The 24,959-nt window shown below is 65.9% G+C and carries 17 protein-coding genes; 7 read left to right on the top strand and 10 right to left on the bottom strand.

Features of this window, described 5'->3' with window-relative positions:
* Positions 1-5: 5 nt before the first annotated feature.
* A complete protein-coding gene (locus ABD329_RS38400) occupies positions 6-2,126 on the bottom strand; it encodes an outer membrane protein assembly factor BamB family protein (protein ID WP_198275609.1) in 2,121 nt (706 codons plus the stop codon).
* Between the two features lie 23 nt (positions 2,127-2,149).
* Positions 2,150-4,591 (bottom strand): outer membrane protein assembly factor BamB family protein, encoded by a 2,442-nt coding sequence (locus ABD329_RS38395; protein WP_198275610.1) that lies wholly within the window; start codon positions 4,589-4,591, stop codon positions 2,150-2,152.
* 439 nt (positions 4,592-5,030) lie between these two features.
* Here ABD329_RS38395 and ABD329_RS38390 point away from each other — a divergent pair, with 439 nt between their 5' ends.
* Genes ABD329_RS38390 through ABD329_RS38380 form a run of 3 tightly spaced genes read left to right on the top strand, consistent with a single transcriptional unit; the run spans position 5,031 to position 8,483 of the window.
* Positions 5,031-5,471 carry a hypothetical protein gene (locus ABD329_RS38390; protein ID WP_308279835.1) on the top strand — a complete coding sequence of 147 codons (441 nt, stop codon included), beginning with the start codon at positions 5,031-5,033 and terminating at the stop codon, positions 5,469-5,471.
* Between the two features lie 12 nt (positions 5,472-5,483).
* Positions 5,484-7,778, top strand: a complete 2,295-nt coding sequence (locus ABD329_RS38385) for a DUF6571 family protein (RefSeq protein WP_198275611.1) — start codon at positions 5,484-5,486, stop codon at positions 7,776-7,778.
* A 6-nt stretch (positions 7,779-7,784) separates the two neighbouring features.
* Entirely contained in the window at positions 7,785-8,483 is a 699-nt protein-coding gene (locus ABD329_RS38380) for a hypothetical protein (RefSeq protein WP_198275612.1), read from the top strand.
* Between the two features lie 110 nt (positions 8,484-8,593).
* Here the strand turns inward: ABD329_RS38380 and eccD are convergent, their stop codons facing one another.
* Complete coding sequence (gene eccD / locus ABD329_RS38375; RefSeq protein WP_198275613.1) at positions 8,594-10,051, bottom strand: type VII secretion integral membrane protein EccD; 1,458 nt, start codon at positions 10,049-10,051, stop codon at positions 8,594-8,596.
* A 174-nt stretch (positions 10,052-10,225) separates the two neighbouring features.
* Here eccD and eccCa point away from each other — a divergent pair, with 174 nt between their 5' ends.
* The 4 genes from eccCa to ABD329_RS38355 all read left to right on the top strand — a co-directional run bounded on the left by eccCa (position 10,226) and on the right by ABD329_RS38355 (position 17,774).
* Entirely contained in the window at positions 10,226-14,176 is a 3,951-nt protein-coding gene (gene eccCa, locus ABD329_RS38370) for a type VII secretion protein EccCa (protein WP_198275614.1), read from the top strand.
* A gap of 102 nt (positions 14,177-14,278) precedes the next feature.
* Positions 14,279-14,728 (top strand): type VII secretion target, encoded by a 450-nt coding sequence (locus ABD329_RS38365; protein WP_198275615.1) that lies wholly within the window; start codon positions 14,279-14,281, stop codon positions 14,726-14,728.
* 50 nt (positions 14,729-14,778) lie between these two features.
* A complete protein-coding gene (locus ABD329_RS38360; RefSeq protein ID WP_198275616.1) occupies positions 14,779-17,088 on the top strand; it encodes a hypothetical protein in 2,310 nt (769 codons plus the stop codon).
* 20 nt (positions 17,089-17,108) lie between these two features.
* On the top strand, positions 17,109-17,774 hold the full coding sequence (locus tag ABD329_RS38355) for a hypothetical protein (RefSeq protein ID WP_198275617.1): 666 nt from the start codon (positions 17,109-17,111) through the stop codon (positions 17,772-17,774).
* 67 nt (positions 17,775-17,841) lie between these two features.
* On the opposite strand, the gene ABD329_RS38350 is transcribed toward ABD329_RS38355, so the two are convergent.
* The 7 genes from ABD329_RS38350 to ABD329_RS38320 form a co-directional block, all read right to left on the bottom strand.
* Complete coding sequence (locus ABD329_RS38350; RefSeq protein ID WP_198275618.1) at positions 17,842-18,153, bottom strand: WXG100 family type VII secretion target; 312 nt, start codon at positions 18,151-18,153, stop codon at positions 17,842-17,844.
* An 81-nt stretch (positions 18,154-18,234) separates the two neighbouring features.
* Positions 18,235-18,609, bottom strand: coding sequence for a WXG100 family type VII secretion target (locus ABD329_RS38345; RefSeq protein ID WP_198275619.1), 375 nt, complete (start codon positions 18,607-18,609; stop codon positions 18,235-18,237).
* Between the two features lie 132 nt (positions 18,610-18,741).
* On the bottom strand, positions 18,742-19,998 hold the full coding sequence (locus ABD329_RS38340) for a S8 family serine peptidase (protein WP_198275620.1): 1,257 nt from the start codon (positions 19,996-19,998) through the stop codon (positions 18,742-18,744).
* Positions 19,999-20,039: 41 nt separating this feature from the next.
* Complete coding sequence (locus ABD329_RS38335) at positions 20,040-21,605, bottom strand: WXG100 family type VII secretion target (RefSeq protein WP_198275621.1); 1,566 nt, start codon at positions 21,603-21,605, stop codon at positions 20,040-20,042.
* Between the two features lie 14 nt (positions 21,606-21,619).
* Positions 21,620-22,078, bottom strand: coding sequence for a hypothetical protein (locus tag ABD329_RS38330; protein WP_198275622.1), 459 nt, complete (start codon positions 22,076-22,078; stop codon positions 21,620-21,622).
* A 344-nt stretch (positions 22,079-22,422) separates the two neighbouring features.
* Positions 22,423-22,992 carry a hypothetical protein gene (locus ABD329_RS38325; protein WP_198275623.1) on the bottom strand — a complete coding sequence of 190 codons (570 nt, stop codon included), beginning with the start codon at positions 22,990-22,992 and terminating at the stop codon, positions 22,423-22,425.
* A complete protein-coding gene (locus ABD329_RS38320; protein WP_198275624.1) occupies positions 22,989-24,953 on the bottom strand; it encodes an alpha/beta hydrolase in 1,965 nt (654 codons plus the stop codon). The genes ABD329_RS38325 and ABD329_RS38320 overlap by 4 nt, the downstream gene beginning before the upstream one ends.
* Positions 24,954-24,959 lie beyond the last annotated feature (6 nt).

The following is a 24,959-nucleotide window of genomic DNA, read 5'->3' as shown; positions in this document are numbered from 1 at the left end:
CCGTATCAGTCCACTGGCAGGGCGTAGAGGATGGTGCCGTTCAGGACGAGGACGATTCCGGGTGCGACGCCCACGACCTGGCCCGGCGCGGCGGCTTGTTGGCCCTTCCCGGCGAGTGCCGATCGCCACCGCAGCGAGCCGTCCGCCGCGTCCAGGGCCTCGATCTCCGAGTCGGTCACCTGGAAGACCGTGGCGCCCGAGTGGCTGACCGCGGTCTCGGCCCTCGTCCACGAGGATTCCAGGGGGGCGGCACTGCGGCGCCGCCAACGCGTGCTGCCGCTGCGCACATCGACGGCATAGGTGGTGGCGCGGGAATCGGTGGCGTATACCGCCTGCCCATGAGCGGTCGGAGTGCCGGACACCCTTCCCTTGGTCGCGACCCGCCAGCGCTCCTTACCGCCGACGACGTGAAACCCCCTCAGCATGTGCTCGTCGCAGGAGACCAGGAGATCTCCCGGAGCCACCAGACGCTGCTTGGCGCTCTCGTCCTTCATCCCGGCGAATTTCCGCGTCCACAACTTCCGGCCGCTGCGGCGGTCGAGGGCCAGATACGAGGAGGCGTCCTCGTCGTCCCCTTGGCTCGGCAGCAGGAGCATGGTGCTGAGCAGAAGCGCGGTGGTGTCGCCGTCTCCCTGATACGGAGCGGGGAGCGGCGCACGCCAGGTCTCCTTGCGCCGCGCGGAGTCGTAGCAGACCACCGAGTGGTCCTCGGTCCCCGTGCCCCCGTTCGCGTACTTCCTGGTCAGGAACCAGCAGATGTCCTTGTCGGCCCCGAGGAATTGGTAGATCGCCGGGCCCTCCACTCCGTCGTACCGCCGCTCCACCCCCTTGATTCGGCCCGTGGCGAGCGAGACCACGGAGAAGGCCGAGGTGTCCGGGGAGACGAAGGTGCCGTTGCCGAGCAGCGTGAGGGAGGACATGGGATAGAGCTTGTCGCGCGACCAGATCTTCTTGCCGGTTCGGAGATTGAGCGCGGACACCGAGTCAGTGGTCCAGATGAGGACGGTTTTGCCACGCCAGAGCAGCGGTGTCTGCTGTGGCTCGCTCCCGAGGTCGTGGCGCCACAGCGGAGCGGGCGCGATCCCGCGCCGAGCGAACATCTCCTGAGACCCCGTCCCCTCGCCGACCGCCCGCCAGCCGGCCACTCCGCCCGCTCCGAGTGCGAGGCCGACCGCTCCGGAGAGGCCACCGATGACCACGGCGCGCCGGGAGCGACCCGGCGGTGGGGTGGCAGCCGCCTCCTCAGGGTGCGCCTGTGCGGCCATGGGAGCCTGCGCCGGATACGCGGCGGCCTGCCGGGCAAGGGCCATCGCCACGGCATCGGGCAGACGGCCGACGGCTTCGGGCGCCGACGCCGCCCGGAGCTCCCGGGCCACCATGCCCGGCTGGGGCCGCTGCCCGGGATCCTGCGCGAGACAGACCGCGAGCAGCTCTCTCAGCCCTTCCGGCAGTGCCGCACGTGTCCCCTCGGCCACGTCTCGCCGGCCCGTCGCGGCGTAGCAGAGCATGGCGCCCAGCGCGTAGACGTCTCCCGCCGGGCTGGGGCGTTCACCCGCTCGCTGCTCCGGCGGCAGGGTGAAGGCATCGACCCCGAACGACGCGCCACGGCCCGGGCCGTTCAGCCCCGCCGCTCGCACCAGTCCGTACCCGGTCAGCCGGGGCCCGTCCGCCATGAGTAGCGTGGCCTGCGGCGAGACCCCGGCGTGAACGAGACCGCCGGCATGCCAGTTGGCGAGGGCGTGCGCGAGGACCGCGCCGAGCGCGCGCACCGTGGGTTCGGGCAGCGGGCCGTTATACGCGGCCAGCGCTGCGGGAAGCGGCAGGGCGGGGAAGCAGGCATAGGCGACCCAGGGGAGATCCGCGTCCGGCCCGGCGACATCGATCACGGGCGCCGCCCAACCACCGGTCAGACGGCGGGAGTTCTCGCCCTCCGACCGGAACCGCACCCGGTATCCGGGGTCGTCGGCGAGGGTTTCGTGCGGCAGCATCAGCACGGCCGTACGGCCGGTGCGGTCGTCCCTGGCGATACGGCGGCGCGCGTCGTCGGCCTGCCCACCGGCGTCCAGCGTGCCGATGATGCGGTACGGGCCGAGCCGTGTCGGTTCGGCGGGTCGCTGCGGTTCCATTCGCTCCTCCGGACAGCCGTGGCTCAGCTCAACGGCAAGGCGTAGACGCTTCTCCCGCTGGTGACGACGGCCAGACCATTCGTCACGGCCACCCGGCGCCGCGCCGTGACGGACCCCTTGTCCGCCGCGGCGCCGAGGTCCGTGAAGCGCCACCGCAGGGCGCCGTCCTCGGCGTCGAAAGCATCGACTTCCACGTCATTCGCCGTGAGCACCGTGCGCCCGGACGGATCCACGGCCGTGTCGGGTGTACGCGCTCCGGACAGCGTCTTCATCGCGAAGGCATAGGTGCGCTGCCATCGCACCTCTCCCGTGGCCGTCGACAGCGCGTGGACCGCATAGCCTCCGTCGGTGGCGTACACGACGTCACCGTGCACGACCGGAGCGCCGAAGTCGGCGGTGTGCCCGGCCCCGGCCTCTCCCTTGGCCTTCACGCTCCACGCGGAGCCGCCGCCGTCCTCCAGGCCGTACCCACGCAAGGTGTTGGTGACAGCGGCGATGAGGGTGTCGCGGCCGTCGGTGGTCACCGGCCGTCCGGCGGTCACACCCTCATAGGAGCGCCGCCACCGCCGTGTCCCCCGTTCCCGGTCGAAGGCCAGGAACATCTCGCCCCGCACGACGAGGGTGTCCTTCGTCAGATACCCCTCGTCGAAGCCGCCGGGCAGCGGGCCCCGCCAGAGCTCTTCCCGCCCGGCGAGGTCATAGGCGATCACGAGACCATCGTCGGTCGCGCCGCTCCCCCGGCGGCCCGCCGCGAGCCAGACGGTCCCGCCTTCCGTCGCCAGCAGGGCGGCGTACGGCGTGCTTCCACCCGGCCGGAAGCTCTTCGGCCACCACTGGATGTCGCCGGTCTCGGCGGACAGCGCGGCGAGCCCGTCGCCCGGGACCAGGATCGATTCCTTACCGATGGGCAGAAGCCGTCCCCTGGGGCGAACGTCGTCCTGCGTCCAGAGTCGCTTGCCCGTACGGAGGTCGATTCCGGTGACGGCCGCGTCGTTCGCGACGACGGCGACCTTGTCCGACCAGATGAGCGGGGGGTGTGTCGGGGGCCCACCCGCGATGTCATGGCGCCACAGCGGTGTGGGCGGGGCGCCGGCGAGCCGGCGACGGGAGTGGTTGGCCGCTGCCAGGCGCTCGGCCGGGGTCGGCGGAGGGTCGTCCTCGGCGGTCGCCACCCACATCGCACCGCCGCCGAGCGCGAGACCGGCCGAACCAGAGGCGGCCCCGACGAGCAGAGCACGCCTGGAGGGCCGTGCGGCGTCCTGCCTAGTCGGGCTCCCGGCGACGCTCGCGCCGCCCGACAGGCGGGTCGGCGCATGCGGGGTGCCGGGCGTGTCACCCCTGCCCGCGGCGTTGGGGTCGAGCGCACCCGGCGCCTCTCCCGGGATCGACGCGCCCTCTTTGAGCGGCGCACCCACCGCCGACTCCGCTTCCGCCGGCCCGACTTCCGGCTCGACCTCCGCCGCCAGCGTCGCCGCGGACTGCTCAGCCAGCGCGACGACCACCGGTGCCGGCAGCCAGCCAGGGCTCAGCAGCGCCGCCGCCCTGCCGAGGCCCCCGTCCACCGTGGTGGAACCCGGCCCACCGACCGGCATCGCCGAGGGCGGGCCCGCGGAGCCGCTGTCGAGGACCGTCGGCGTGGGCCCCGAAGGTGCCGCCGTCAGGCTCGCCGACAGCGGGAACCGCACACCCCGGGTCAGCCCGTCCACCAGCGCCGCCGCCGTGGGCCGCTCCGCCGGGTCCGACGCCAGACACGGGAGCACGATGCTCCTCAGCTCCTCCGGCAGACCGCCCGCCTCGGGCAGCCGCCGCCCGGTCGACGCGTACGCCAGCACCGCGCCCAGCGCGTAGATGTCCCCCAGCGGCCGTGGGCGCCCGCCCGCTGCCTGCTCCGGAGGCAGGGCATCGGCGGCCAGCCCGGAGAGCCCCACTCGACTCTGCCCGTCGGGTCCCGCTGCCCGTACCGCGCCGAAACCTCCCAGCCAGGGCCCGTCGCTCGCCACGAACACGTTCTCCGGCGCGATCCCCGCGTGGGTGAAGCCCGCCCGGTGGATCTCCGCCAGCGTCTCGGCCAGAGCCGCTCCCAGCGCACGTATGGTCCGGACCGGAAGCGGCCCTCCGCACATCTGCACCACACCCGGCAGCGGCAGCATCGGGCGGTACGGAAAAGCGCTCCACGGGGGTTCGGGCGCACGGTCGGAGATCTCGACGGGGGCGAGCCGGGCAAGCGGCCAAGCGCCACCGAGCCGTCGAGCGCTCTCCGCCTCCGTCAGAAAGCGGCTGCGGTACGCCGGGTCGTCGGCGAACTCAGGCGACGGCGTGCTGATGAGCACCGTACGGACCCCACCGGCACTGCGAGCGAGAAAGAGGCGGGCGGCCGCCGTCGGGCCCTCCTCACCAGGAGCCAGCCTGGCGATGATGTGATACGCCCCGAGTCGCCGCGGGTCGTCCTCACTCAGCGGTTCCATGTCCCCCCAACCCCCACGGTATGCCGAGCACTTCGGTCAGCCGCCGGGGCGTGCCTTCGGAAACGGTTTTCCCGACACAGCTATCGGAGGTGGTGAAGGTCAAGTGGCGGTCCGGTAGCTGCCTGCGTTGATACCGCAGATGCCATAGGCGCTCCACAGCATGCGCCCCGCCACCCTACCTACTCCGATCACAGCCGCCACAGGGTTCCCAGCACCAACCATCCGGACTGCGGACGGTTGGGCATCCGGACTGCGGACGGTTGGGCTCGCGCGGACCGCAGGGCCCGGGAAAGACCACTAACAAATGGTCGTGCGTACCTGCAATTCAGGCAGCGAGAACGGCGCACACAAGGGCTGCAAACAGACACAACCCCTTGCTAGCTTGACCCTTTACATCAACCACCGGACTCGCTGGTGGTGTTCAGCCACGGGGGGAAATGTGTCATTCGAGGATGAATGGGCCCAGATCAAGTCCGAGGCCGCGCAGCGACAGGAAACGCACATGCGCCTCAATCAGGTCGACGGTCCAGGTGGGACCGCCCCGAGTCCCGCGGCCCAGAAGGGAGACCTGAGCGTCAAGGCGAAGGACTTGGCCGCGATCGGTGACGCGGCATTCAAGCTCTACCAGCGGCTCGACAAGGACGGCGATCACGCCCAGACCACCAGCGCCACGGCGGCCAAAGACCTTAAGGACGACTTCGACATCGGCGGAGCGCTGAGCGAAGTCGTCGAAACCTGGCGCACTCAGGTCAACTCGCTGCTTGCCGCCTGCGCTCACATCTCCAATCACCTGGATTACACCAAGAAGGCACATGCAGGCGACGAACATTACATCGCCGCCTCGTTCAGCTACGAAACCCTCGACGAGAACTTCCGTTAGGAGCACAGAGCCATGAAGTTTGAAGCCCTTCTCCACGGAAATTTTTCGTCCCTCGGCAAAGCGGTGACCGACTGGACCGAAATGATCGACAAGCTCGAGTCGCTCAAGTGGGATGCCGAAGAGGTGCTGCAAGGACGCGCAAAGAAGGCCGACTGGGCGGGCGAGAATGCCACGGTGACACGCGAGTTCGTCACCAAAACCGCCAAAGAGTTCGGCGACGCCTACAATCAGGCGGTCACCATACGCAACATCCTTCAGGACACCCGAAACGAACTCATCGGCTACCGGGACGAACTCAAGAGGACGATCAGCACCGCCCAGAAGGAGAAGAACCTCACGGTGACGCCCAGCGGAAACGGCTGGACGATCCAAATGAATATCCATCCCGATCGAGCCGGAAAGGGGGTTGATCTACCCGAACACAACCAGGCCGACATGGAGAACCTGTCCGGCGACATCAAGCGGATCGTCAAGAACGCCACGGAGTCCGACACATCGGCGGCGCAGGTACTTCGTATGCTCACCACACAGACCCCCTACGGATTCTCCGAGGCGTACTATCAGGACCGCGACCACGCCGCGAAGGCCATCGCCGCTGCCGACAAGATCGTCAAATTGGCGAAGAAGGATCCCAGCGACCTCACCAACACGCAACTCGCCCAGATCAACACGGCGCTGGACAACTACAAGGATGACCCGCTGTTCGCTGAGCGCTTTGCGACAGGACTGGGGCCCAAAAAAACCCTGGAATTCTGGGCCGGTGTCGCCGACCCTTACCAGGGGAGCTACGATCCCGGTCGCGGCGATATCGCCAAGAAACTCCAGAAAAGCCTGGGCACCACCATCGGCACTGCCACACTGTCCGATAGCAGCGACATGCAGGTATGGGAAGGCAAAATGGTCGAGCTTGGCCCGCAGCGGCTGGAGATCGACCACGCCGGAAATCCGCAGGGTTTCCAGGTCATGAGTAATCTGATGCGGTTCGGCGAGTACGACAAGACGTTCCTCACCAACTACGGGAACGATCTCGTCGCGTACGACAAGAAGCACAACTCCAAGGACCTCCCCTACTGGACGAGCAATGCGGACACCGCCGATCTCAACTTCTATGGAAAGAGCGACCGCGGCCGCGACCCGATGAATGGCTTCCTCGAGGCCCTGGGCCATAACCCGGAGGCATCGACCGATTTCTTCGCCGCGCCCCCGGGAGAGAACGACACCGTGGACAGGGACTCCGAGGTCAATGAGAACCTGAAGTACCTCACCAAGGAGCGGGTCTGGCGCTCCGACGCTCCTATGGGCGATCCTGACAAGATCGTGGGCTACGACAAGCTCGGTCACGCTCTCGAATCAGCCACCACTGGCTACGCGTACGACGCGCCGGAACTTAACGGAAAACACCCGATGGTGCCCGGTTCCGCTGATCGGAGGACCGCCGAGACCGCAGACGTCATGGAACAGGTCGCCTACATTTACGGCGGCAAGGACGGGCCCAAGCTCATCCACGAGCAGGAGGGCATCTCCGACAGTCTCGGCAGGATGGGCGCCGCCTACATCGACGACATCAACAACTCCGTCTCCGGCATCAGCGACAACGCCGGCCACGACCCGAGTGAGTTCCCCGCCAAGTACCAAGGCCGGGCCGAATTCGGCAATCAGGGGGCCATCGACTTCCTCAGCGTTCTGGGTCAGGACGAGAAGTCCCACGGCATCGTCACCGCCGCCGAGCACGTCTACTCTCTCAGCGTCCTCGACGACAGTCCCGCCAACAGCGATGCGCACTACCAGCGCGGTAAGGACGCCCTGCTGACGGACGCTGAAGTCCGAGGGATCCTGGACCACTCACGTGTGCAACAGGCCGAGACCACGTACGGTGCGAATTCGGAGGAGGCCAACAAGTCCATCGCCAAGTCCGGAGAGTGGGGGAAGTACCTCATCGGGACCGGTGTCGCCGCCGGCGTCGCGATGGTCCCCGTCCCCGGCTCCACCGGTGCGGCCATCGCCCTCGCCCCCGTGGCCACCGAGGCCGCTGGCGAGATGCTGAACACGTTCCTCGGCCAAGAGGTCGACGAAGCGGTGGACGGTGCGAACAGTGACCCAACGGAAAAGACCCAGGACGCGAGAAGGAAGTTTTTCGCGGCAGGCGCCGACGACATGGGCAAGGCATACGACCAGTACTTCAAAGACTCTCGATTCGCGGACAAGGCCGATGACGACGACTTGGACCGCGATCTCAAGGATATGTACTACGGGACCGGGCCGAACGAGGACAAATACCGCGGGCGACCTCCCTACAAGAAGGACTGACCACCAGTGCACGCTTCTCTGAAGTCCTCACAAGCACCTCGGCTCAAGCCACTGGCGCACGGGACGCTGCTCATCGCTTCGGTCTCCCTCCTCGTACTCACCAGTGCGTGCTCAAACTCGGACGGCGACCAGGAAAAGGCAAACAAGGAAAAACCGAAGGGGCTGTCGGCCACGAAAGTGTGCGACGCGTCGATCTCCGGGCAAGCTGCACAGGATCTGCGCAAGCTCACCGGCGCGGACACCTTCGAACAGACTGACGAGGTCAAGCTCAAGAGCGTTGCCGAGAAACTCACGTCATCGTCGAGCACCGTTCGAAACGCTTGCGAGATCTACCTGCCGAACGCGGATATCCCGGCAATACAGATCGATTTCACCCGCCGGACCGAGTACCCGACGCGTAAGAGCTTCGAATCGAGCAACGCGAACGATTGGACTATCTTCCCCATCGGGCGGCATACCCGTGCATCGGGCAGCGGGGCGGACATCTACTTCTCCTGCCCCGCCAAGAGCAAGGACCTCCCGGACCTTGTCTACGGAAACCTGTTCACCTCGAAGTCATCACTCCCCAAGAACGACACGGACATCGCAAAAGTAGCAATCTTGAATTCCGTGTCGCGGAATCTCGCGAAGACGCTGGGCTGCTCGGAGGAGGCGCGACTACCGGAGGAAGTGCCGAGCCCGTCAGCCCATTGGACGAAACGCTGAGGACGCTGCCGGTATCCCCGCGCACGGCTGGGGGTGGTCCCTCTCTGCGGGGGATACCCCCCATCTGAGGGCCCACTCGTTCGGACCGGAGGTGGCCCCCTGGCATGCCCTCAGCCACTGGTCAGGCTCCGTGCCGAGCTGTAGACGTCCAGCACGGCGAGGCACAGGGGCACCAGGGCGAGTAGGAAGGCGCTCTCGGCCAGGTCGGACAGACGTCCCCAGAAGGGCGACAGGCCGTTTTTCGGAATGATCAGCGCGACCGCGATGATCAAGCCGGCGCCCGCGGTCACGGCCGCGGCGAGCCAGATCGTACGGATGTCCAGCGGGCCACGGTCGTTCTCGGTCAGGAGCTTGATGACCGCGTCGGCCGGCGGATTCAGCGACAGCCCCAGGACGAGCAGGGCGAGGGCGAGCAGACCCGCACCGAAGACGGCGGCGACCTGGGCGGTGTAGCGGAAGAGGCGGGCGCGCAGCAGCATCGCCAGACCGGCCGCGAGCGCGAGGAGCTGCGCCCACGCGCCATCGGAGAAGCCCAGGACCGCGGCGGCACCGACGACGACCGCCGAGCAGCCGCCGACCATGCCCAGCAGCATCTCGTGGCCGCGACGGGTCTGGGCGGCGATGCGGTGGATGTCGAGGGGCTCGGCCTCCGGACCGGCGTCGAGCTCATCGGCCGAGGAGTGGGGCGCGGCGTAACCGATGGGCAGACGGGCGACTCGAGCCGACAGCCCCGGCAGGAAGGCGATCACTCCGATCGCGACGACGGCGCACACCGCGGCCGTCTCGGTGGCCCCGGTATCGGTGACGATCTCGCAGAAGGTGGCAAGGGTCCCGACGCTGGCCGCGAACACGGCGGCGACGAACGGAGCGTCGCCGCTGGGCATGACGACGACCAGGACGGCCGAACCGACGAGCACGGTGACGCAGCCGAGCAGGAACTGGAGCCGTCCGACGCCTTCGCCCGCGTCCAGGGCCAGGATCCCCGATCCAGCGATCATGAGGTGGGGAAGGGCGGACATGCCGAGGGCTATGGCGGAGGCTCGGTCCTCGTACACCCGTGCCCGAACCCCGGCGAGGGACGTCAGCAACACGCCGACGGCGGCGGCGATGACACCCGGGAGACCGTGCATGTCGTGCTTGACCGGATCGGCGAACCAGAGCACGAAGCCCATGAGGATGAGCAGCAGCGCCCCTCCGAGCAGCCCGGCGGCCCGCAGGAACCGGTCGTTCCACAGCGTGCGGTCGCGTGTGACCGCGGAGGCGATCGCATCGGACACATCGTCGTAGACGGCGGGGGGCAGCGACTCGGCGAAGGGCCGCAGAGCCAGCAGTTCCCCGTCCAGGACCTGCTGGGCCAGGAGGGAGCGGCCGCTGTCCAGGACGGTGCCGTCGCGTCGGACCAGGTGATAGCCGGTGGGAGCACCAGCCGGCTGCGTCTGCCCCGTCAGACGCAGGATTTCCGGGTAAACGTCGGCGACAGGGATGTCCTCCGGAAGGGCGACATCGATCCGGCTGTCGGGCGCGACGACGGTCACCCTACAGAAACCGGTTGTTGCGGACATACTCACGTGTAAGGCCCCCTGGTTCGGTCTGCGACATCGCCGGTGTCATGCGCGCGGCGGCCACCCTACCGGGGCCCAGGAGCTGATACGTCGATAGGATCGCTGACTCGCGGAGGGAGGCCGTCGCCACGGGGGTGCCGGACGAGAACTGTCCCTCCGTACGGAGGGATGAGGGATCCGGTGAGCCAGGTCGTCGTCAAGCGCCAGCCGCGGGCTCTGCCGCCCGAGGTGCCGACCGAGGAACTCCGCCTCGAGCCACCCCCGGAACTGCCGCGCGGGCAGCAAGAAGGCATGCTGATGCAGCTGCTGCCGACGCTTGGCATGGGCTCGTCGATGGTCTACTTCTTCATGCCGGGTGCCGCCCCGATGATGAAGATCATGGGCGTGATGATGATGTTCTCCACGCTCGCCATGACCGTCGCCATGATCATGCGGCATCGGCAGGGTTCTCAGGGCCAGCGGGCGGACATGCGCCGCGACTACCTCAAGTACCTCGCCCAGACGCGCCGAACCGTACGGCGCACGGCCCGGCGGCAGCGCGACGCCCAGTTCTATCTGCACCCCGCCCCGGAGCAGCTGTGGGCGATCGTCGCCGAAGGCAGCCGGGTGTGGGAACGGCGGCTGACCGACGACGACTTCGTGCAGGTGCGGCTCGGGCTGGGCACACAGCAGCTCTCCACTCCCCTGATCGCCCCCGAGACCGCCACCGTGGATGAGCTGGAGCCCCTGACGGCAGGCGCGATGCAGCGCTTCCTCGCCACCCAGGGGTCACTGGACAACCTGCCCATGGCGGTGTCACTGCGCGCCTTCTACCACATGACCGTGTCCGGAGCTCCGGAGCAGGTGCACGGGATCGCCAGGGCGCTGATCGCCCAACTGGCCACCCTGCACTCACCGGAGGATCTCGTCATCGCGACGGTCGCCTCGCGCGGCGCGGCGGAGCAGTGGGAGTGGACGAAGTGGCTCCCCCACGCCCAGGTGCCCGGGTCCTTCGACGGCGCCGGCTCGCGACGGCTGTTCGGTGACTCCCTCGCCGAGGTGGAGGAGTTGCTGCGGGGGCGGCTGGAAGGCCGTACCCGCTTCAGCAGGGAAGGGCAGCCGCTGCTCGACCAGCCGCATCTGGTACTCGTGCTGGACGGAGCGATGGTGCCACCGGACTCGGCGTTCGCGGCGCCCGAGGGTCTACAGGGCGTCACCGTCATCGAGGTCCTGGCGGGCGAACTCGACGAACCGCGCGGCGGTCTGTCGATCGTCGTACGGCCGGGCAAGCTACAGCTGGAGTCGCAGGTCGCCGGGTACGACGGCACCCCCGACTCGCTGTCCGTCGAAGCGGCGGAGGCGCTCGCGCGGCAGCTCGCCCCGCTGCGCATGGGCGGGGACGACGATGATGAGCCACTGCTCGCCAACCTCGACTTCACCGAGCTGCTGGGGCTGGGCGACGCCGGTTCGGTGGATGTCTCCCGCACCTGGCGGCCCCGCTCGCTGGCCGAGCGGCTGCGGGTGCCGATCGGCGTCTCGGAGGACGGCTCCCCGGTCATGCTGGACCTCAAGGAGGCGGCGCAGGAGGGTATGGGCCCGCACGGTCTGTGCGTCGGCGCGACGGGCTCGGGCAAGTCGGAACTCCTGCGGACACTGGTGCTGGGGCTGGCGGTCACGCATTCGTCCGAAACCCTCAACTTCGTCCTCGCGGATTTCAAGGGTGGCGCCACCTTCGCGGGCATGTCGGAGCTGCCTCATGTGGCCGCGGTCATCACCAACCTCGCCGATGACCTCACGCTGGTCGACCGCATGCGCGACTCGATCACCGGTGAGCTCCAGCGCCGTCAGGAGCTGCTGCGTTCGGCGGGCAATTACGCGAACATGCACGACTACGAGAAGGCGCGAGCGGCCGGGGCCCCGCTGGAGCCCCTGGCATCACTCGTTCTGGTGATCGACGAGTTCAGCGAGCTGTTGACGGCGAAGCCGGACTTCATCGAGATGTTCATCCAGATCGGCCGTATCGGCCGATCGCTGGGTGTGCATCTGCTGCTCGCCTCGCAGCGACTGGAGGAGGGCCGCCTGCGCGGTCTGGAGACGTACCTCTCCTACCGCATCGGTCTGCGGACCTTCTCCGCCGCCGAGTCCCGTACGGCTCTGGGCGTGCCGGACGCGTACCACCTTCCCTCCGTGCCCGGCTCCGGCTATCTGAAGTTCGGTACGGACGAGATGACCCGCTTCAAGGCGGCGTACGTCTCCGGCACATACCGCACGGGCCCCGCGCAATTCGACAGCGCGTCCCTGCCCGTCGAGCGCCGACCAGTCCTGTTCACGGCCGCCCCGGTCCCGGTGACGTACGCCGCCCTGGATCCGGAGCGGCTGTCCGCCCCGGCCCGGCCCGAGGACGACGCACTGGCGGAGACGGTCCTGGACGTCATCGTGAGCCGTCTGGAGGGCCAGGGTCAGCCCGCCCACCAGGTCTGGCTGCCTCCCCTGGACGAGGCACCTTCCATGGACGAACTGCTGCCGCCGCTGGCCCCCACGCGGGAGCGGGGTCTGCAATCGGCGGACTACGCCAGGCCGGGTGGTCTCGTCGTGCCCCTGGGCCTCATCGACAAGCCGTTCGAGCAGCGGCGCGACATCCTCTACCGCGACTTTTCCGGCGCCGCGGGCCACATGCTGGTGGTGGGCGGCCCGCAGTCCGGCAAGTCCACCTTGATGCGCACGCTGGTCACGGGCTTCGCCCTCACCCACACCCCCGCCGAGGTGCAGTTCTACGGACTCGACTTCGGCGGCGGAGGTATGAGTGCCATCGCGGACCTTCCGCATGTGGGCGGGATCGCCTCCCGTCTGGACCCCGAGAAGGTGCGGCGGACCATCGCCGAGGTCTCCGGTGTTCTGGCCCGGCGCGAGGAGTACTTCCGCGCCAAGAACATCGACTCCATCGGCACCTATCGACGCCAGCGAGCCGCCGGACAACACGCCGACCAGGGCTGGGGCGATGTCTTTCTCGTCATCGACGGCTGGGGCAACTTCAAGGCCGAGTACGACATGCTGGAAGGCGTCGTCACGGATATCGCCGGTCGAGGGCTCGGCTACGGCGTCCATGTCGTCATCACGGCCTCCCGCAACATGGAGGTCCGCGCATCGCTGAAGGACCAGCTGCTCAACCGGCTGGAGCTGCGCCTCGGTGACACGATGGACTCGGAGTTCGACCGCAAGGTCGCCGCGAACGTCCCGGTCGGAGTTCCCGGCCGCGGTCAACTCCCGGAAAAACTCCACTTCATGGGCGCTCAGCCGCGTATCGACAAGGGCCACGACCCCGACACCATGACGGATGCGACGACCGAACTAGTCCGCGCGGTAAGCGCGGCCTGGTCCGGACCGCCCGCCCCGCGCGTGCGGCTGCTCCCGCGCAAGCTCCGCGCGGACGAGCTTCCCAAGGGTTTCGAATACCCGCAGCACGGCATTGCGATCGGCATCGACGAGACAAATCTGGAACCGGTATTCGTCGATTTCGAGACCGACCCGTTCTTCGTCATCTTCGGTGAAAGCGAGTCGGGCAAGACATCGCTCATCCGCCTGATCGCCAAGCAGATCATCGAGCGATACGGACCGGACGAAGCGAAGATCGTGGTCGGCGATTACCGCCGTTCCCTGCTCGGTGTCATCCCGGACAGCCATCTCCTCGAGTACGCCCCGATCGCGTCCGCCCTGGAACTCCACGCCAATGCGCTGAACGGGCTGATGGAACGGCGCGCCCCCAAGCCGGACATCACCCCGCAGCAGCTCCGCGACCGCAGTTGGTGGACCGGCCCCCAGTTCTTCGTCATCATCGACGACTACGAACTGGTTTCCACCAGCAGCGGCAACCCGCTGTCGGTCCTCACCGAGAACCTGCCCTTCGCCCGCGACGTGGGCATGCGTTTCATCATCGCCCGCAATTCGGCGGGCGCCTCCCGTTCGATGTTCGAAACCTTCATGCAGCGCGTGAAGGAACTCGGCGCCCAAGGCATGGTGCTCTCCGGCGACCCAGGTGAGGGCGACGTCTTCGGCGGAGTCCGCCCCCGCCCCATGCCACCCGGCCGCGGTTTCTTCGTCTCCCGCAAGCGCGGGGTACCGCTGACCCAGGTGGGGTGGCTGCCGGAGCAATAGAACCGCATGTGCGGGGGCTGCGGTCCGCGCAGCCCCCTGCTAACTTGACGTCTTAAGTCAAGCTAGCGGGCTTGCTTTGCGACCTGAGTCACAGGGGGAAACATGTCGTTCGAGGATGAATGGGCCGAAATCAGGGCCGAAGCCGCAAAGCAGCAGGAATCCCATACGCGGCTCAATCAGCTCGACGACGGCAATGGCGGCCGAGGAATCCCGCAGAAGAAGCTGAAGGTCACCGCCTCGGTGCTGCGAAGCAAAGCGGGCAGAGTCGACCACGTGAGCACCGGCTTCGCCAAAGCGGACAATGAGACCATGACCGAGACCGGTCAGGTGAAGGCGAGCCTCAAGGGCTTCGACTCCGCTGCGGCTTTCGCCACGTTCCAGGAGCGGTGGCGGGACCAGATGCGTTACGCCCAGGGTCTCCTGTCACAGGGGCTGGCGGGTCCGCTGAGGGACGCGGCCACGCACTTCGAGGTGACCGACAAGGGCGTCGGCGAGCAGATCGACCGAGGGAAGAAGAAGCGGGACGGCGGCCAGGACAAAGTCGCCAGGTAGCACCTGCCCCTCCCTCAGAGCGACGATCACAGCTCAAGGCGGAAGCACATATGGTCACCTATCACTCGCTCATCACCGTCGACCTCACCCCACTCTCCGAAGCGGTCGGCAAATGGCGCACGCTGCCGGGGAAGTTCCGGCAGGTCGGTACGAATCTGCGCACTGAGGTGCAGACCCCTCTGACCAACTCGGATTGGGAGGGCGAGGCAGCGGATTCGGCTTTCAAGAGGATGCAGAAGGCGGCGAAAGAGATCGAATTGGCCGCTTGCGAAGCCGAGGACGTGCATGGCCTGCTGCACGACGCGTACACGGCGTTCAAGAACGCCAAAAAGAAGCTCCAGGAGTACAAGAAGGACATTGAGGAGGCGAAGCACCTTGCCATCGATGACACCGGGCACGTCTCCTACAAGCCGACGAACCTCGATGACCTCACACCGGTACAACAGGGACTACAGGCGAAGAACTTCAGTGAAGTGGTGGCGGACTACAACCGTTACATCAGCGAGGTCGTCGGCAACGCCACCACCACCGACGAGATCCTGGCCTGGGCTCTGACACAGGACGGCAACGGTCGGAAGGAAGGTTTCTCCGCCGACGGGTACAGCAGCACCAAGGACGCCAAGGCGGGGCGCGAGCAGGCACGCAAGGACCTCCAAGAGGTCGAGAAGCTGGTCAGGTCCAAGAAGAACCTCAGCGCGACCGAGATCGCCCGGGCCAACACGCTCCTCTCCCGAAACGAGGGCGACCCCTACTTCTCCGAGAAGTTCGCCACCGACCTCGGCCCGAAAGAGACTCTGGAATTCTGGCAGCACGTCACGACCGGTCAGCAATTCGGCGACGAGCGCACCAAAAACCTGGAGAAACTCCAGAAATCGCTCGGCTACACCCTCGCCACCGCCTCTCACTCCAACAGCGATGAGATGAAGCAGTGGAAGAAGGAAATCATCAAGCTGGGGCCGCAGCGCGTCATGGACACCGACTGGGAGGCTGGGACACGTGATCCGGGGTCATATGGCTTCCAGGTGATGAGCAGCCTCCTGCGGTACGGCGAGTACGACAAGGACTTCCTCGTCGACTACGGCAAGGGCTACCCCGATCCGCACAGCAAGGACGGCCGTACCGGCGGCCTGTTCGAGTTCGACCGCAAGCACAAGGACGACCTCAAGGATCTCTACTGGCCCGACGGATACGAGACCTACGTCAACTTCGGTGAGGACAATGACCACGGAGTCGACCCCATGGCGGGCTACATGGAGTCGCTGGGGCATAGCCCCGAAGCGGCCCAGACCATTTTCCACCGCGACCGCTTTGAGCAGGATGAGAGCGTCCCGCCGAACGACGATCTCATGTATCTCCTCAAAGAGCGCAAGTGGCTGAACGGGAACTTCTACGCCGACGATGGCAAGGGATACGGCTACGACGAACTGGGGCACGCCTTCGAGGCTGCCGCACTGGGGCATCCGTATGACCAACCCGAGTTGGGTCTCCACCGCAACCCCGCCAGCGTCAATGTCGCGACACAGCTGATCAGCGTGGTCGGCGACAACTCCGGCATCCTCGCGGACAAGCACGGCCTCAGTGACAGCTTGGCTCGCGTGGGCGCCGGCTACATGGACAATCTGGACTGGGCCACAGCCAACCACGGCGACGCCGAATCGGGGGCGAAGACCCGCGACGCGGCTTTCGGCGCTCTCGGCTCGTCCGACATCTCCGTCGCCAATGAGACAGCCAAGAACTTCCTGTCGGCGGTCGGCAGGGATGACGGCGGTTACCAGATTCTCTCCGCGGCCCAGCACGACTTCACGACAAACGTGCTCAAGGCCCACCCGAACGCGGACGACTCTCTCACTCTGGCTCTGGGCACCGGCGCGGAGACGCAGGGCATCCTGGACGAGGCCCGCTCGGACGCCATCATGAGCGACGCGAACGACAGCAAAGAGGAGAAGGCGCGGAAGCTGTCGGAGGCGGGAGAGTGGCAGAAGTACCGGACCAGTACCGGAATCAGCACCGTCACCAGCCTCGTCACCGTACCGTTCGAAGCGGCCCGGGCCACGCCTTTCGTCACGCCCTTCGTTGACGCCGCCACCGGTGCCATCGACACCCAGACCGGTATCAACATCGACCGGGAGATCGAGAAGCAGCAGAAGGAGTTCGACGCGAAGGTCGACGCGGACGCTCACAATATGCAGAAGAAGTTCGTCGAAGCGAGCCAGCGTCGTTCGGTCAACCCGCTCGATGCCTATATCGCCGCCCACCCCGGACTCGATGACAGCGCTTGGTACAACGAGGCCAGCGAGCGCGTCAAGGCTGGCTACATCCGTGGCGTGGGGGATGCACAGCTGACTGGGAGCGGCAGTTAATGGAGCCGACAGGAGAGATCGTGCTACGCAATTTTCGTCTGACTCTTGGGCGACTGGCGGCCCTGGCCTGCACGTCCGCCATCGCCATCACGGGCTGTGGCGGTGATGACGACGAATCCGGGTCGCCGAAGCCGACCGCGGTGAAGCCGACCGCCGGCGCCGGCCTCGTTCCTGTCGCCCAAGCCTGCGGTGGCCTGTTCGACAAGGCCATCACAAAAGAGGCCCGGGAGCCGAACGGACCCAGCAAGGTCTATCCGGTCAAGACCAAGAGCACCGACCAAGTCGCGAAGGCCCTGCGCGGGGAGTCGGCCAGGAGAAGCACTCCCGAGGACCTCTGTACCTTGACGGACAAGGCCGACGGCAAGGAGCTGCTCGCCATCACCGTGGCGTGGACTCCTCACTCACCTTCGTCGGGCCGGTCGGTGCACTACACGACCACTGTCGGTCCGGAGGACGCAGGCAGGCTTCTCGTCGCGTGTGATGTCGGCGGGGGCGCAGAGGGATCGAGAGAAGGCCGTTCCCTGGAGTTCGCCATGCGCGACTACTTCACCGTCAGCGACCACTCGCACGCCAAGCTGCTCATCGCATCGGCGAAACAGATAACGTCGAAGCTGGACTGCCGGGAAGCTCCCGAATACCCGGATCCGAAGGTTGTGGCACCGCCGCCGAAACGGGGACTGCGGTAGAACTCGAATATGGGGGTGGGCAACCGCTGAAGCGGTTGCCCACCCCCATATTCTTGCGACCGCACCCTCAGATGGTGATGTCCTGGAACAGCTGGGCCGACTTCTTGTCGGTCGCCTGGTAGTCCATGCTGCCGGTCCTGACCTTGGTCGCCACCTCTTTGAGCGTGGTCTCGATGTGGTTGGCGCGCGTCTTGAACTGCCGCTCGGCGGCGAGCATCATCTGGTGAGCCTCGCCCTCCCAACCGTCGGTGACGGCCTTGACCGAGGCGATGATGGCCTCGATCTGCTGGCTCACCACCCTGGCGCCGCGCTCGAGGTCACCGGCGGTGTCCTCGAGCGAGTTGTATGTGACCTTGATGTCCATCCCGTCACCGGACACTTATGCTCCACCCCTCGTGGTGTCTTGATGGTTGTCGATCATTTCTGTCGCAAGGGCCGCCGTGATGGCGCCCGCAATCGATTAGAACTGGTCGACCTTGCTGTGGGCCAGGCCATCCGCACCACTGCCGAGGTGCCCGCCCGCCGCGCTGCCATTGACGTCAATGCTGCGCAGCTGGGATGCGATCTCGCCGTCGTTGGCGCCGCCGGAACGGTGCGTGAGCTGCACCGCCTCGTGGATGTTGACAATCAGCTGACGCAGGGCCTCATGATCCTCATTGAGGCTCATCTGCGCCCGCCGGAACGCGCTTCCGCCCTGACCGGTCCACGCCGCCTCCACCGTGTCGATGGCGTTGATCAGCGTGCGCAGGTTCTGCGAGAGGTCCTCGCTGACGCGGCCGAGGTCGCCCTCGAACTTCCTGAAATGTGCATCGCTTATCCGCTGCGAGCCCGACATCTTTCCACCTTCCCCCATGATGTGTTGGTGAGCCGAGCTGGGGATTCTTTCCTCAGCTCACCACTCTGTGGAGTTTCCTACCCGACATGGCAGGAAGCGTATAGCTGTTGTTGCTGCTGGTGCTGGTGCTGGTTACGGCCTGGCCGTCGTTCCACCACGACGCCGTACGACAGTGAAGGCGACCGCGGCCCCGACGACCACGACAACACCCGCACCCAAGGCGACCCAGAGCGTGGTGTTACCGCCGTCGTCGCTCGCTTCGGCCTTCGCTGCGGGCTTCTTAGCGGCTTGCTCATCCGATGCGGGGGGCCGTGAGGCACCCCCTGCCGACTTGGACGCCGACTCGGAAGGCTTTGGTTTCGTCGCTCCCTCACGAGCAAGCAACGGATTGGTGTTGGCCGGTCCCGGGTCCCCTTCGCCATCGAGGAGGACCTTGCGAGGCCGGACCGAGCCATACCCGAGGTAGCTGCTGGGAATGTCACCGGTCTTGGGCTTCGCGGCGGTCTGCATCATGACGCGGAGGACCTGGTTGTTGGTCCACTTTGGGTGCTTGGACCAGATCAGGGCGGCGGAGGCGGAGGTGATGGCGGTGGCTTGGCTGGTCCCGCCACTAATACAGGTCTGCTCGAGGTCTTTCTCGCAGCGCTCGGCAATCTTATCTCCAAGCGCCACCAGTCCCACGCTGTCTCCGTGGGTCGAAAACTCTGCTACCTCCCCCTTCTTATTGATCGCTCCCACGCCAACTACGCCTGGAAGGGAAGCAGGGTATCCGGGCAGATTATCCTTGTCCCCGTTGTTTCCCACTGCAGCAAATACGAGAGCACCCTTCTTTACGGCATAATTAACAGCGCTCTGAGACTTGCTGAAATTATGACGCTGCCCGACAATAGTACCAAACGAGACATTCACGATTCTCGATCCGTGATCAACCGCGTACCTGATTGCCCTGGCCATCAGGGGGTCGGCTGCATCTGCCTTGGGGTCCCCGACTACCTTCACCGGCAAGATCTTTACAGCAGGCGCCAATCCCTGAATGCCTCCACCGGCTCCGCTTCCAGCGATAAGAGCAGCCATGTTTGTGCCGTGACCTGTGGCATCTTGGTGCGGGTCCGTCGGCGTATTGGATGCATCCTTGCCCTCGAGTACATTGCCGCGAAGTTCGGGCAACGAGGCATTAACACCCGTGTCGATAACGGCGACGGTGATTCCCTTGCCCTTACTCACCTTCCACATCTCGTCGGCCTGCATGTCCTTCAGGTACCACTGCTGAGAGCTGATGTCCTGTGCAGCTGCCGCGGGCGCGATACCACCCACCGCCATGAGCCCGGCTCCGAGTGTCGCCAGAGCCGCCAGGGAGCGCCGCCGCGCTCCGTACTTCTGAAATGGCATAGGTGAGTGCTCTCCTCGGCGTTGCACAGGGATCTGTCGATCTACTCGATGACCGGCGGGACCGTGTCACGCCGTCCACCCGACCAGCTCTCTTCGTCTTCCTGAAGGTAATCGGGCCTGGAGCCGGAGGGTTCATAGCCGTTCGAGGCTGCCCTGCCAGATCGCGACGTCGACTCAGGCTCCACCTGGTTACCGCGCACGAGCCCAGACCCCCCGGGGGTGAATTCGGACTGCGTCCCGCGCCCAGAACGCGTACCGCTGACGGGACCTCCCGACTCAGATGCGAGCCGCCGACCCTGACCACCGCTGCTTCCGGGCGCGTGCGCACCCCCATCGGCGGGCACACCACCCGTGCCCAGGGGACCACGCCTGGGAGGGATTCCGTGTTCGTCTCCGACGACCGTGCCCTTCGGCAGACGCTGCCCATTCGCGTTGTTCGGCCCTCGTGGACTGTCCACGGTCCCACCCGGCTCTGAGGCCAGCCGTCGCCCCGGCCCGCCATTCGCAGGCGAAGGCGTGCCTTTGAAGCCGTGCGTAGCGGGTCCCATCGGCCCACGCTTCATGAGCCCTTGCTCTTCTCCGATAACCCTGCCCCGGGGAATCCGCGGAGTGTTGGTTTGCCCCGGTGGGCGAGCCTGTTGCCCGCCGTGAATACCGTCAGGCAACCCGGTCCGGGGAAGGCTCGTCGGCCGAGGCTGTTTTGCCGCGCCTTGGTAAGGGGGAAGAGGCTCCCGCATCGACCGGCCCCCACCTCGTACGGGAGGCGGGGCACTCGGCGGCAGGAACGGAGGCCTCGGCCCCCTGAGGCCCCCTGGCCCCACCGGGCCAGGTTGCTGGTCCGGCATATCAGGCGGCAAAGCCTGCTGCCTGGTCCTGTCAATGACGTCTGGCGTAGGCAGGGTGTCCGTGGAGTCGATGATCGTATTCGTGTCCGGTTCAAGGTCCACGTCATTACCCACGTGCCCCTCGTTCCCGATTCCCGCAGGCAAGGCCGCCTTTGCGGCACTGTGAGGGTCGGAAGTGACCGAGAACGGCGTGACATGTCCGGCGCCTTGCGTTCCCCCCGTCGATGAAGATGCTCCACCAGACGTTCCAGAGCTGTAGTCACCCCAGCCCGCACCGAGATCGGGCAGAAGAGGGAAGTTCGGCTCCTCCAGACCCTTGATCTCGGTATAAGCCGTCTCGTAGTACGAGTCCAGCTTGTCCATCTGCCGGAGCGCTTCAAGGTGGTGCTTGTCCGCGGCCGCCTTTTCCGCGTCGTTCTTGTGCTTCTTGTCGTCGGCCGCCGTCGGGGCCGGCATCGCTGCCTTGACCTCGGTCAGGCCCTGGCCCGCGGCAGTCATGTGTACGCCGACGAGCAGGGTGTACTCGGCCATCTTGTGGGTCTGTTTGGCAACCTCACGACCCCACTCACGGAAGGCGTCGGCGCCCTCGCCCTCCCAGTGCACCCGCTCGGCGTGTGCCTTGAGTTCCTCCGCGATTGCGCTGATGTCATCGAAGGCAGCCGACAGAGCGGCCCCGACGTCGGTCAGCGCGCCCGGCTTCGCGGTCGCGACCATGTCGTAGAGCTCGTCGTGCGACCGGTCCTCGAACTTTCCTCCGGCCATTTACCTTCTCCCCCTCACAGCGCGTCGCCCCCGACCTCTTTGCCACCGTGATTCCCACTCTGACCCGCGTGCTCCTCGGGCTCGCGGTAGTACTTCCGCGTACGTGTCTGGATCTCCCGCATTCGACGGGCCTGTTCGGCGTCCATGCCGTCGAAGCCACGCTCGGCGACGATCGCCATGAGGCCCATGGCCTCGATCTGGTCACCGAAGGACTTGGACAGGGTCTCCAGTCGCGCGTGGACCTTCTCGTAAAGGTTGGCCAAGTCGTCAGCAGACGTGAACCCGGTGCCCGAGCCGTACGCGTCCCGGGTGATGAACTGCTGCGAGATCGTCTTGCGCGATGCCGGGGACTTATCAAGGTCGGTCAGGACCTTGTCCAGGCGCTTCTTGAACTTGGCAAGCGTCTCGGCTTCCTTGACCAGCTTCTTGCCGAACGGCGTCTGTGGCTCAGACCCCGGCTCTATGGGCCTCACGCTGTCCCTCCCCGTATGACACCAACGATGTCCTAAGCCACTCTATCCATCAGAGTTGGACACCCCAACTGCCCCGTAGCTGTGGGACGTCGACGGTTCAGTAACGGTCCCCTCCCCCAAACGGCACATACGAGGCACACGTCACATCCGGTGACACTACCGACTTCACCACAGACGCACATGAGTACGCATACCTATTTCCCGGGACGACTGCCCGGCGTCCGCTTGGGCGCCAGCCCCCTAAACGCGCTTGCCACAGCCTGGCGGCGGGGCACGGTACGGCTGTGCATTGTGACAGGCGGACAGGCACACGGGGATCGGCATCCGCCCCCACCCACCGCCCCCTACTGGTCGTTGGGCTTGTATGCCTTATCGACGTAGCAGGGCGATGCCAGCGAGATGGAGATGCTGTCGCGCATCTTCTTCTCCCACTTCGATGGGTTCGGGTAGGTGGAAGGAAGACTCAGCTCGATCGTCACTGTGTGGTGCTCATTCTTGTCCTCTACCTCAAGTCGAAGCTGACGTGCCTTGGAGTTGGCCTCTCCATAGCGATAGACCTTCCAGCCATGCTTCGGAAGCTCACGATGAAGCCTGTCCATGGCTTCCTTCAGAGCATCCGCGGACGGCCCCGCCACCGACCACCAATGGTTCACACGGTAGCCATGATCAACGTCTTTGCAGGGGCTGGCGTGCGGGGCAGCCGGGGAAACGTCACCTCGCAGTTCAGAAAGATCGAGGATCTTGCTGGATTGTTGCCTGACCAAGTCCTTTGCATCTTCTAGGCTCATGCGCTGAGGCGTGTAGTCCAGACCATCGTCTTCTTTTGTCACCGTTGAGCATCCCGTCGCGGCGATGAGGGCAGACATGGCGAGGCCGACACGCCAGGCGAATCGGCATTGTGCGGAACCTGTCACTTGCGTGTCACTTCCCCATACCTACCGACCACAACTTTTGCCTGGTTCTGAAGACTCTCTGAGTCTTCATCCCAGTAACCACTGTGCCCCGACGTGTCTGTATCGACGATGTTACCCCCGAAATCGGGATCAGTTGGTTCGCGTGGATCAATTCGAATCACACCGAGCCTGATTCCGTTTTCGTCCGTTGGGTTCAGATCGCCCGGTCCGGACATGCCGTCCCCGTCGAGCCAGGGGATGATGTCGGGCATCTCGAAGTGGATATCTTTTTTGGCATGCCCCCAGGCACCCACTTCAGGGACCGGATCGCTGGAAGGCCACGGGATCTCACTCTTCCCGGCGTCGGCTGCCCAGACATGGTCCTCGCCGACATCGAGATCTGAAGCGTGACCGACCTGCATACCGGGGCTGCCCGCCACAAAGATGTCATCCGCCGCCAGATGTCCCTGGCGGGCAGCAGATCCGATAACGGTGCTCCCGTAACTATGACCCTCGACAGTCAAATGCCCTGGGGCTCCATCATGAGAAGCACGGAGACCGCTGACAAAGTCGTTCAACTTCGGTCCGCCCTCATCAGCATAGCTGCTCTTGGGGGAGTCGGTTACGATATTTTGCGGGGCATCGTAACCGAGCCAGGTAATAGTGGAGACATCCTGCCCCTGCGCTATGCCATCGCTGGCTCGCCACAGCTTTTCCATTCGCCCGACATCTCCTCCTATTTTCTCAAGACTCGACGTGGTCCCTGGGACGTAGACTGCCGTATGATCTGCCTTGTCGGGGTTGCCGTTGGCTACGATGGCATGACCATTACCCTCGGTGTCAAAGCCGAGCAAGTACGCCTTGGGCAATGGCTTCTCTCCAGGGTGCTTGGGATCCACCTGCCCTGTCCGGTCGAAGCGCTCCTGAATGGCGCCCATACCCTTCAGAGCCGCCTTCAATTCGCGTGCTTTGTCTCCGTACTTCTCGTCCCAAGCGACCCAGTCTCCGCTGTACGCGTTACCCGGAACAGCGTCACGTATGTCTACGTATTTGTTCGGCTCCTTGGGAATTGCCTGAAGTTGCATTGAATACTCACCACGCTTCTCCGCGAGCACAACGCGATTGGCTTCATCGCGAACGTCCGCCGGAATGCCGTTGAGTGATCCGAGACTGTCGGGGTACACAGAGGCGTACGTGGCTTTCTCCTCGTCGGAAAGCCCCCTCCACCACTTGGTGTTGTCCTCAGGGCTGCCGTGCTCGGGTGGGCGCTTGATCTCGCCGAGGTAATCCTTCGCGCCATGGCGGACTCCAGTGGCGTCCTTTTTCGTGTCGGCCCAGTCCTCCGCTGCGACGGTCAGATCGTCATCGGCCTTCAGCTTGCGCAGCTTGGGCGCCCACTTCTCGTCTGCCTGCGTGGCGTCATAGACGGCCTGAGCGATGCGATTGGCGATCGCTACCGCACGGCCGAAGTTCGGATTGGGGTGGATGTTCGCCGCCTGGCGATCCAGGGCGTCGGCGGCGTCATTCGCGTCGCCGGTCGGGTCGATCGGCTGGTTGGTCGGCTTGCCCTTCGCGCTGCCCTGGACCGTGCCGCCCTCCGGCACTTTGCCGTCGACCTTGTCACCGGCCGCCGGGTAGCTCACCGAGCCATCCGAGCCCACCGTGAACTTTTCCGCTTTGGCGTCCTCCACAGCGGCCTCGAGCTTGTCCTTGGCTGCTCGTAGTTCGTAGGCCAGAGAGTTGAGGGCGGTGGTGATGAGAGCGCACTCGACCTGGGTGTAGTGGAAATTGGTCGCCAGCTTCCGGAGCTGCACCACGGCGGCGTCAACGGCTTCGCCTTCGAGTGCTTTCCGCATGCCAGCGGCTATCTGCTGCTCGAGGTCGTCCTTGACCTGACTGGCCATGTCGCCGACGGTCCGATAGCCGCCCGCGGCGTCCTCGAACTCCGAGGGCTTGAGGGACTTGAGCGTCGCGTAATCCACCGCCGC

This window comes from Streptomyces javensis (assembly GCF_039525925.1).
GTDB classification, from domain to species: Bacteria; Actinomycetota; Actinomycetes; order Streptomycetales; family Streptomycetaceae; genus Streptomyces; species Streptomyces asiaticus.
Note: the sequence above shows the minus strand (reverse complement) of the source record. Positions and strands in the feature narration are given on the sequence as shown.

Coding starts and splice junctions, on each gene's coding strand:
- ABD329_RS38400 (WP_198275609.1), bottom strand. CDS start 2,126: ATGGAACCGCAGCGACCCGCCGAACCGACACGGCTCGGCCCGTACCGC.
- ABD329_RS38395 (WP_198275610.1), bottom strand. CDS start 4,591: ATGGAACCGCTGAGTGAGGACGACCCGCGGCGACTCGGGGCGTATCAC.
- ABD329_RS38385 (WP_198275611.1), top strand. CDS start 5,484: ATGAAGTTTGAAGCCCTTCTCCACGGAAATTTTTCGTCCCTCGGCAAA.
- ABD329_RS38365 (WP_198275615.1), top strand. CDS start 14,279: ATGTCGTTCGAGGATGAATGGGCCGAAATCAGGGCCGAAGCCGCAAAG.
- ABD329_RS38360 (WP_198275616.1), top strand. CDS start 14,779: ATGGTCACCTATCACTCGCTCATCACCGTCGACCTCACCCCACTCTCC.
- ABD329_RS38345 (WP_198275619.1), bottom strand. CDS start 18,609: ATGTCGGGCTCGCAGCGGATAAGCGATGCACATTTCAGGAAGTTCGAG.
- ABD329_RS38340 (WP_198275620.1), bottom strand. CDS start 19,998: ATGCCATTTCAGAAGTACGGAGCGCGGCGGCGCTCCCTGGCGGCTCTG.
- ABD329_RS38335 (WP_198275621.1), bottom strand. CDS start 21,605: ATGGCCGGAGGAAAGTTCGAGGACCGGTCGCACGACGAGCTCTACGAC.